General features: G+C 72.4%; 10 protein-coding genes. 8 read left to right on the top strand and 2 right to left on the bottom strand.

Going from position 1 to position 8,272, the window contains the following annotated elements; all coding sequences use genetic code 11:
- The 3 genes from PSD17_RS33570 to PSD17_RS33560 form a co-directional block, all read left to right on the top strand.
- The coding region (locus PSD17_RS33570) for a hypothetical protein (protein ID WP_339126198.1) at nucleotides 1–613 on the top strand (613 nt) is incomplete at its 5' end.
- A gap of 202 nt (nucleotides 614–815) precedes the next feature.
- Nucleotides 816–1,793 (top strand): DNA polymerase domain-containing protein, encoded by a 978-nt coding sequence (locus tag PSD17_RS33565; RefSeq protein ID WP_339126197.1) that lies wholly within the window; start codon nucleotides 816–818, stop codon nucleotides 1,791–1,793.
- Nucleotides 1,790–2,467 (top strand): HAD-IA family hydrolase, encoded by a 678-nt coding sequence (locus tag PSD17_RS33560; RefSeq protein ID WP_013672516.1) that lies wholly within the window; start codon nucleotides 1,790–1,792, stop codon nucleotides 2,465–2,467. Before PSD17_RS33565 ends, PSD17_RS33560 begins: the two co-directional genes overlap by 4 nt.
- Here the strand turns inward: PSD17_RS33560 and PSD17_RS33555 are convergent.
- Complete coding sequence (locus PSD17_RS33555; protein ID WP_339126196.1) at nucleotides 2,439–3,614, bottom strand: iron-containing alcohol dehydrogenase; 1,176 nt, start codon at nucleotides 3,612–3,614, stop codon at nucleotides 2,439–2,441. The genes PSD17_RS33560 and PSD17_RS33555 overlap by 29 nt on opposite strands.
- A 118-nt stretch (nucleotides 3,615–3,732) precedes the next feature.
- On the opposite strand from PSD17_RS33555, the gene PSD17_RS33550 reads away from it, so the two are divergent.
- From PSD17_RS33550 to PSD17_RS33540, 3 genes are all read left to right on the top strand, one after another.
- Nucleotides 3,733–4,722, top strand: coding sequence for an aldo/keto reductase (locus PSD17_RS33550; RefSeq protein ID WP_041760296.1), 990 nt, complete (start codon nucleotides 3,733–3,735; stop codon nucleotides 4,720–4,722).
- On the top strand, nucleotides 4,719–5,117 hold the full coding sequence (locus PSD17_RS33545; protein ID WP_013672513.1) for a PPOX class F420-dependent oxidoreductase: 399 nt from the start codon (nucleotides 4,719–4,721) through the stop codon (nucleotides 5,115–5,117). Before PSD17_RS33550 ends, PSD17_RS33545 begins: the two co-directional genes overlap by 4 nt.
- A 94-nt stretch (nucleotides 5,118–5,211) precedes the next feature.
- Nucleotides 5,212–5,895, top strand: coding sequence for a 2OG-Fe(II) oxygenase (locus PSD17_RS33540; protein ID WP_339126195.1), 684 nt, complete (start codon nucleotides 5,212–5,214; stop codon nucleotides 5,893–5,895).
- 10 nt (nucleotides 5,896–5,905) lie between these two features.
- Here the strand turns inward: PSD17_RS33540 and PSD17_RS33535 are convergent, their stop codons facing one another.
- The gene (locus PSD17_RS33535; protein WP_013672511.1) at nucleotides 5,906–6,052 is read right to left on the bottom strand and encodes a ClpX C4-type zinc finger protein; all 147 of its coding nucleotides are present in this window, start codon (nucleotides 6,050–6,052) and stop codon (nucleotides 5,906–5,908) included.
- A 220-nt stretch (nucleotides 6,053–6,272) separates the two neighbouring features.
- Between PSD17_RS33535 and PSD17_RS33530 the strand changes: the two genes are divergently transcribed.
- Both PSD17_RS33530 and PSD17_RS33525 read left to right on the top strand, forming a co-directional pair.
- Nucleotides 6,273–7,496: a CaiB/BaiF CoA transferase family protein gene (locus PSD17_RS33530; protein ID WP_339126194.1), complete on the top strand. Its 1,224-nt coding sequence runs from the start codon at nucleotides 6,273–6,275 to the stop codon at nucleotides 7,494–7,496.
- Nucleotides 7,496–8,272 carry an enoyl-CoA hydratase-related protein gene (locus PSD17_RS33525; protein ID WP_013672509.1) on the top strand — a complete coding sequence of 259 codons (777 nt, stop codon included), beginning with the start codon at nucleotides 7,496–7,498 and terminating at the stop codon, nucleotides 8,270–8,272. Before PSD17_RS33530 ends, PSD17_RS33525 begins: the two co-directional genes overlap by 1 nt.

Raw genomic sequence — 8,272 nt, 5'->3', positions numbered from 1 at the left:
CGCCTTGCTGGCCGCCGCCACCCTGCTGGCCGCTGCCACCCTGGCCGCCACCCTGCTGACCGCCGCCGCCCTGCTGACCGCCACCGCCCTGCTGACCGCCACCGCCTTGCTGGCCGCCGCCTTGCTGGCCGCCGCCCTGCTGGCCGCCACCCTGCTGACCGCCACCGCCTTGCTGGCCGCCGCCACCCTGGCCGCCGCCTTGCTGGCCGCCGCCCTGCTGACCGCCGCCCTGCTGACCGCCGCCCTGCTGACCGGATTGGCTACCGCCGCCCTGGCCGCCACCCCCACCCGGTCCGGCGGCCTGGGCGACCGCGCCGCCCATCAACAAGAGGCTGCTCGAGAGAGCCGCCACGTAGGCACTGCGACGAAGGTTCTTGTGCACCGAGTGGTCCTTCCGGATGAGACGCCCGGTCGGGGCCGGGGTCGTCGTTGTTTTCGGAGAAGTCGAGGGGAGTGCGTCACTCCGATTGCCACTCGGTCGTTCCCTGAAAAACTCCTGTTACGACGCCGTGAAAAGTTGCGCCGTACGGCGGTCGAAGTTCGTCGGATATCGACGCAACCTCTCCCACCGCCACGCGTCACACCGCCGACAGGGCTCTGGCCTGCACATTGACGTCTCACGTCGCATCGATCAGCCGAGCAGAAGAAGTCATTGCACCGAAAAGCGTAATATCTTCGGCGCCTTGTGGTCGGCCGCCCGGCAGGTCTTTGGACCCAATTCGCCGCCCTTGCCCGCCAGCTCGCCCACGACAGGGCGACGGCGCCGCACGAGCGGGCCTGGTAGGAACGGACATCTCCGACACGGGAGGTCCCCGATGGTCCGCGGCCCCGCAGAGACGCGTGACGGCGTCGAGCTGACCAACCTCGACCAGCCGCTGTTCGACGGCGCCGGAGCCACGAAACGCGACCTCGTCGACCACCTCTACGCCGTCGCGGACCGCATCCTCCCCGAGCTGCGCGACCGCCCGCTCTCGGTGATCCGCGCCCGCCCGGGGTCGCCGCCGTTCATGCAGAAGAACCTGCCGAAGTACGCGCCCGAGTGGATGCGGTCGACGACGGTGTGGGCGCAGACGTCGCAACGCCAGGTCTCCTACGCCCTCGTCGACGACCGGCGCGGCCTGCTGTGGTTCGCCAACCAGCGCGCGATCGAGTACCACCCGACGCTGATGCGTGTGGGCGACCGGCACGCCCGGCAGCTGGTGCTCGACCTCGACCCGCCGGAGGGTGACGATTTCGCCGCGGTCGTGCGGGCGGCGCGGCTCGTCGAACTGGCGCTGGCCGAGTCGAACCTGTCGGCGGCGGTGAAGACGAGCGGCGCGAAGGGGCTGCACATCGTCGTCCCGCTGGCCGGCGACCCGGAGTTCGACGACACGGCCGCCGCCACCCGCGCGCTGGCGGCCCGGGCCGAGGCGGTCGACCCGTCGGTCGCGACGACGGCGTTCATCAAGGACGACCGGGACGGCAAGGTGTTCCTGGACCCGACGCGCGTCGGCGGGGCGACGATCGTCGCCGCCTACAGCCCGCGCGCCCGGCCGGGGCTGCCGGTGTCGTTCCCGGTGGCGTGGTCCGACCTCGGGGACGTGCACCCGCGTGACTTCACCGTCGCGACGGTCGCGGACCTGTTGGGCGACGCCGACCCGTGGCGTGATGCGATGCCGGAGCCGCAGCCGTTGCCCGACGATCTCGTCGAGCTCGGGCACACCATCCCGGTGCCCCGGGTCCAGGCGATGCACGAGGGCAAGCGGCGCAAGCGCGCACGTGAGCAGGCCGCGAAGAACGAGGAGACCGGATGACCCGCACGACCGTCGTGTTCGACTTCGGGGGCGTGATCACCACGTCCCCGTTCGACGCCTTCAACCGCATGGAGGCCGAACGCGGACTGCCGCGCGATCTCGTCCGCCGGATCAACACCGTCAACCCCGACACGAACGCCTGGGCGCAGTTCGAGCGCGCCGAGATCGACGAGGCGCGGTTCGACACGCTGTTCGCCGAGGAGGCCCGGGCGCTCGGCTACGACCTCCCCGGCCGCGACGTGCTCGCCCTGCTCTCCGGCGACCTGCGCCCGGCGCTCGTCGAGGCGCTCGACCGCCTGCGCGCCATGGGCTACCGCCTCGGCTGCATCACCAACAACGTCCCGGCCGGGCACGGCGCGCAGATGTCGCCGACCGCCCGGAAGGCCGAGGCGATCGCTGCGGTGATGGCGCGGTTCGACCACGTCGTCGAGAGCAGCAAGGTGGGTGTCCGCAAGCCCGACCCCCGCGTCTACACGATGGCCTGCGACGCGCTGGGGGTCCGCCCCGAGGAGTGCGTCTACCTCGACGACCTCGGCATCAACTGCAAGCCGGCCGCGGCGCTGGGGATGCTCGCGATCAAGGTGACCAGCGCGGAGCAGGCGTTGGCCGACCTGGAGCAGGCGCTCGGGCTCGGCGCCGGCGCGCTCACCACACCGTCTCGAGCAGCCGGGTGATGGTCGCCTCGTCGACGGGCCGGGGCGACTCGCGCACCACCAGGTCGCCCATGGACGTCTTCGCGACGACCGGGATCTTCTCGCGCGAGATGCCGTAGTCGGAGACGCGACGCGGTACGCCGAGGTCGTCGAGCAACCGGTCCAGCGCGTCGGCGGCCGCCTCGCCGGGTGCGGCGACGCCGGCCTCGACGAGCGTGGTCGCCATGCGTGCCTGTGCCTCCTGCGTCACCGGCTCCAGGAACCGCATGACGTGCGGCAGCATGATGCACGACGTCACGCCGTGCGGAATGCCGAGCGCGCCCAGCTGGTGGCCGATGGCGTGCGAGAGCCCGAGCGAGACGTTGTGCACGCCGATGATCGACATCCAGGCCGCGATCTGGCAGTTCAGGGCGGCCTCGTGGTCGTGGGGGTCCGCGACCGAGCGCGGCAGGTTCGCGGCGAGCAGGCGCAGCGCACCCGTCGTGAGGGCCGAGGTGAACGGATGCGCGTTGTTCGCGTAGGAGATCTCGACGGCGTGGTCGAGCGCGCGCACGCCGGTCTGTGCCCACAGGTCGCGCGGCGTGTGCGCGGCGAACTCGGGATCGAGGAACACGACCTGCGGCGTGAGCTCGAGGTACGAGGTGAGGTCCTTGGTGTCGCGCTCGTGGTCGACCGAGCCGCAGAAGCCGTCCCACTCGGCGGCCGAGAGCGTCGTCGGGACGGCGAACGTCGGGAGTGGGGTGGCCTCGAGCGGTCGGATCCGCACGGTGTCGGGGTACTCGAAGACGAGCGCGTACTCCGCGAGCCCCTCGACGGTCGTGATCCCGTGCGCCACACCGAGTGCGGCGAGCTTCGCGGCGTCGACCGGTGAACCGCCGCCGACGGCGATCAGCACGTCGGCACCCGACTCGCGGGCCTGCACCACCAGCTCGGCGACCCGGTCGACGGGGTTGTGCGCGAGCACCCGGTCGTAGACGCCGACCGCCAAGTCGCCCAGCTCGTCGACGAGGTCGCGGAAGTGGGCGCTCGAGCCGACGGTCCGGCCCGTGACCAGGTAGGCGCGGGAGAGGCCGCGGCGCCGCAGCTCGTCGCCGATCGCGTGGACGGCACCGGCCCCCTGCACCACGCGGTCGGTACGCGGCATGTCGAACACGATCGGCTCGGCCATCAACGGTTCCTCCTCGAACCTCGACGTCCCGACGATTCTGGCCCGACACGGCGACACCCACTCGGGAGACGGGCGTCACACCCGCAGGGTGCGCCGGGTGGGCATAGCGTGGTCGGACGTGCCCCTTCCCACCCGAACCCTCGGTTCCCTGACCGTCAGCGCGCTCGGCCTCGGCTGCATGGGCATGAGCCAGGCCTACGGCCCCGCCGACCGCGACGCGTCGCTCGCCACCCTCAACCGCGCCATCGACATCGGCGTGACGTTCCTAGACACCGCCGACGTCTACGGCAGCGGGCACAACGAGGAGCTGCTCGCCGAGGTCCTGCGCACCCGTCGCGACGAGGTCGTGCTCGCGACGAAGTTCGGCATCGTCGTCGGCTCCGACGGCCGGCCCGGCGGGCTCGACGGCCGCCCCGAGCGAGCCCGCGAGGCCTGCGAGGCGTCGTTGCGCCGGCTCGGCGTCGACCATGTCGATCTCTACTACCTGCACCGCCCGGACCCGACGGTGCCGATCGAGGACTCCGTCGGAGCGATGGCCGAGCTGGTGCAGGCCGGGCTCGTCCGACACCTGGGGTTGTCGGAGGCCACCGCGCCGACCCTGCGCCGGGCGGTCACCGAGCACCCGATCGCCGCGTTGCAGTCGGAGTGGTCGCTGTTCACCCGCGAGCTCGAGGACGACGTCGTCCCGACGGCCCGTGAGCTCGGCATCGGCCTCGTCCCGTTCAGCCCGCTGGGCCGCGCGATCCTGACCGGCCGCGTGTCGGGGGATACGCCGTTGGGCGACAAGGACATGCGCGCCACCATGCCGCGCTTCCAGGGCGAGAACCTCGCCCGCAACCTCACCGCGGTCGAGACCGTCGCCGAGGTCGCGCGGGAGCACGGGGTCACCCCTGGGCAGGTGGCGCTCGCGTGGCTGCTCGCGAAGGGCGACGACGTCGTCCCCATCCCCGGCACCAAGCGCATCGAGTACCTCGAGGAGAACGCCGCGGCACTCGACGTCACCCTCACCGACGCCGACGTCGCCCGGTTGGACGCGCTGCGCCCGGCGGGCGAGCGCTACCCCGACATGAGCCGCGTCGGCCACGAGACCCCGGAGCGTGCGGCATGACCGACGTCGTCCCCACCGAGTTCGCCGACCTGCTGGAGCGACCGCTCCTCGGGCATCTCGCGACCGCCCGGCGCGACGGCGCGCCGCAGGTCAACCCCATGTGGTTCCTCTGGGACGGCACCCATCTGCTGTTCACCCACACCAGCAGGCGGGCGAAGTTCCGCAACGTGGCCGCGGAACCGCGGGTCGCGATGTCGGTCGTGGACCCGGACAACCCGTCGCGGTACCTGGAGGTGCGGGGAACGGTGGAGCGCGTCGACGAGGACCCGACCGGCGCGTTCTACGTGACCCTCGCGCAGCGGTACTCGCGTCCACCCAGGCCGCCCGCCGATGCGGCCGACCGCGTCGTGCTCGTCGTCCGCCCCGAGTCCGTCAGTTTCCAGCGGCCGCGCTGACCGCAGCGTCACGGCACCGCAGCGTCACGGCCGGGTGCAACGGAACCGGGCCGGCGGGGTTCTGCACGGCACCCGACCGGACGGAGGCACACCCGTGCAGCTCGACTGGCCCGCGATCGCCCACGCCCTCGACGAGGAGGGCGTCGCGACGACCGGCCCGTTGCTGACCCCGAAGGAGTGCGCGGACATCGTCGCGATGTTCGACGACGACGCGCGCTTCCGCAGCACCGTCGTCATGGCCCGGCACGCCTTCGGCGAGGGCAGCTACCGCTACTTCGCCGATCCGCTCCCGCCGCTGGTGCAGACGCTGCGGAAGGAGCTCTACCCGCCGCTGGCCGCGATCGCGAACCGGTGGGCGCCCCTGCTGGGCGAGCAGACCTTTCCCGAGGACCTCGACGGTCTGCTCGCCCGGTGCGCCGCGGCGGGTCAGGACCGGCCGACGCCACTGCTGCTGCGCTACGGCCCCGGGGGCTACAACTGCCTGCACCAGGACGTCTACGGCGACGTGACCTTCCCGCTGCAGTTCCTGATCATGCTGGGCCGCCCGGACGAGGACTTCACGGGCGGCGAGAGCGTGTTCGTCGAGCAGCGGCCCCGCCAGCAGTCCCGCGCGACGGTGCTGCGCCCCGGCCAGGGCGAGGCGGTGATCTTCCCGGTCCGGCACCGGCCGCGGCGGGGCAGCCGGGGGTTCCACAAGGTGCAGCTGCGGCACGGGGTCAGCGCCGTGCACAGCGGCGACCGGCACGTACTGGGGATCATCTTCCACAACGCCCGCTGACCCCGCGGGCTCACGGCTGCTCGTCGGCCTCCTCGACGGCCTGGCTCGCGGTGCGGATGCACTCGTCGCAGATGGCGGCGTCGACGCCGACGACCAGGCGGTGCACCTCGTCGGCGCCCCTGCCGCAGAACGAGCAGCGCGGGTCCGGCGCGGTCATGGCATCAGCTCCTCCGGAAGGTGGCGGACCCGCTCGTCGGCGGGGTGGAGCGCGAGTATCGCCTCTTCGCCCGCCGCGACGTAGGCCCGGTACCACGCGCCGTCGTCCAGTGGATGCGGAGCACCTGCGTCGGGTCGACCTGATCGACCGTGACGACGTCGCTGAGCTGCATCCTCGTGCCGTTCCTGTGCCACCGTGGGGCCGCCGCCTGAAGGTCGAGATGGGGGGAGCCCTCTTGCAACCGCTCACCGACGTCGTCGTCGTCGACTTCACCCGCTACCTGTCGGGGCCGTACTGCACGATGATCCTTGCCGACTACGGCGCCGACGTCGTCAAGATCGAGCGGCCCGGCACGGGCGACGAGTCCCGGCACATGGCGCCGTTCGTCAACGGCGAGAGCTACCCGTCGGCGATGCCCAACCGCAACAAGCGCTCACTGGCGCTCGACCTGTCCCGCGAGGAGGGCCGGGCCGTCGCCCGCGACCTCGTCGCGAGGGCGGACGTCGTCGTCGAGAACTTCCGGCCCGGCGTGATGGCCAGGCTGGGTCTCGACTACGCGGCGGCCAGGGCGCTCAATCCCGACGTCGTCTACTGCTCCGTGACGGGGTTCGGGCAGACCGGCCCGGAGAGCCACCGCGCCGGGTTCGACATCATCGCCCAGGGCATGACGGGCTTCCTGCGCATGACCGGCGAGCCGGGCGGGGAGCCGGCCAAGTTCGGCGTCGCCGTCAACGACCTCGTCGCCGGGATGACGGCGGCGACCGCCGTGCTCGCGGCGTACATCCGACGACTCCGCGAGGGCGGCGGGCAGTACATCGACGTCGCGCTCGTCGACGCGGGGCTCGCGCTCACGGTCTGGGAGGCCGGGGCGTGGTGGGGCAACGGCGAGGAGCCGCGCCCCGAGGGCAGCCGGCACCGGCTCAACGCGCCCTACCAGGCGTTCCGCACCCAGGACGGGTACGTCACCGTCGGGGCGAACAACGACCGGCTCTGGCAGCGCCTCTGCGACGACGTGCTCGAACGGCCCGACCTGCGCGACCGCCCGGAGTACAAGGACGTGCGCGACCGGCCGCGACATGTCGACCAGCTGACCGCGGAGCTGCAGGAGATCCTCTCGACGCGGCCGACCGCGCACTGGGTCGCCGCGCTCGACCGGGCCGGGGTGCCGGGCGGGCCCGTCCTCACCTACAGCGAGGCCCTGGCGCAGGCCCAGGTCGCCGCTCGGGAGATGGTCCTCGACGTGACGCACCCCGTGATCGGGCCCATGCACGCGCTGGGGGTGCCCGCGAAGATGTCGGAGACGCCCGCGTCGGTGCGGACCCCCGCGCCACTGCTCGGCCAGCACTCCCGCGAGGTGCTGCGGGGACTGGGCCGTACGGACGCGGAGATCGACGCCCTCGTCGCCGACGGGGTCGTCGAGGAGAAGACGGAGGTTCGGAACTGATGGCAGGACTTCGCCTCGACCGGCACGGCGACGTCGCCGAGCTCGTGATCGACCGGCCCGAGAAGCGCAACGCCATGTCCCACGAGATGTGGTCGTCGATCCCGGCGCTGGCCGCAGAGGCGGACGCCGACGAGTCGGTGAAGGTGCTCGTGCTGCGCGGCGCCGGGCCGCACTTCTGTGCGGGCGCCGACATCGGCGAGTTCCGCACTCGCCGCGCGACTGCCGAGAGTGCCCGCGACTACGGGGAACGGGTCGAGGCGGCGGCACACGCGTTGTCGGGCATGGCGAAGCCGTCGATCGCGATGGTGCAGGGGTTCTGCATCGGCGGCGGCTGCGAGCTGGCGCTGGCCTGCGACATGCGCTTCGCCGACTCGTCCGCGGAGTTCGCGATCACCCCGGCCAAGCTGGGCATCGTCTACGGGTTCGACTCGACCCGTCGCCTCGTCGCGACGACGGGCCCCGCCTTCGCCAAGTACCTGCTGTTCTCCGGCGAGCGGGTCGACGCCGCGCACGCCCTGCGGGTCGGCCTGATCGACCGGCTCGTCGAGCCCGCCGACCTGCAGAAGACCACGGCCGACTTCGCGACGACGATCGCCGGCCGGTCGCAGGTCTCGGTCCGCGGGGCGAAGCTGCTGATCGAGAAGATCGTCGCGGGCGAGGACGTGCCCGACGAGGAGGCGTCGTCGTTGCCGCTGCGCGCCGTCGAGAGCGACGACTACCGCGAAGGGGTCGACGCGTTCCTGGCCAAGCGACCGCCCGTGTTCCGGATGCGCTGA

The organism is Pseudonocardia sp. D17 (assembly GCF_036984265.1).
In the GTDB taxonomy this organism is placed as follows: domain Bacteria; phylum Actinomycetota; class Actinomycetes; order Mycobacteriales; family Pseudonocardiaceae; genus Pseudonocardia; species Pseudonocardia benzenivorans.
This window is presented reverse-complemented; position numbering and strand designations above follow the sequence as displayed.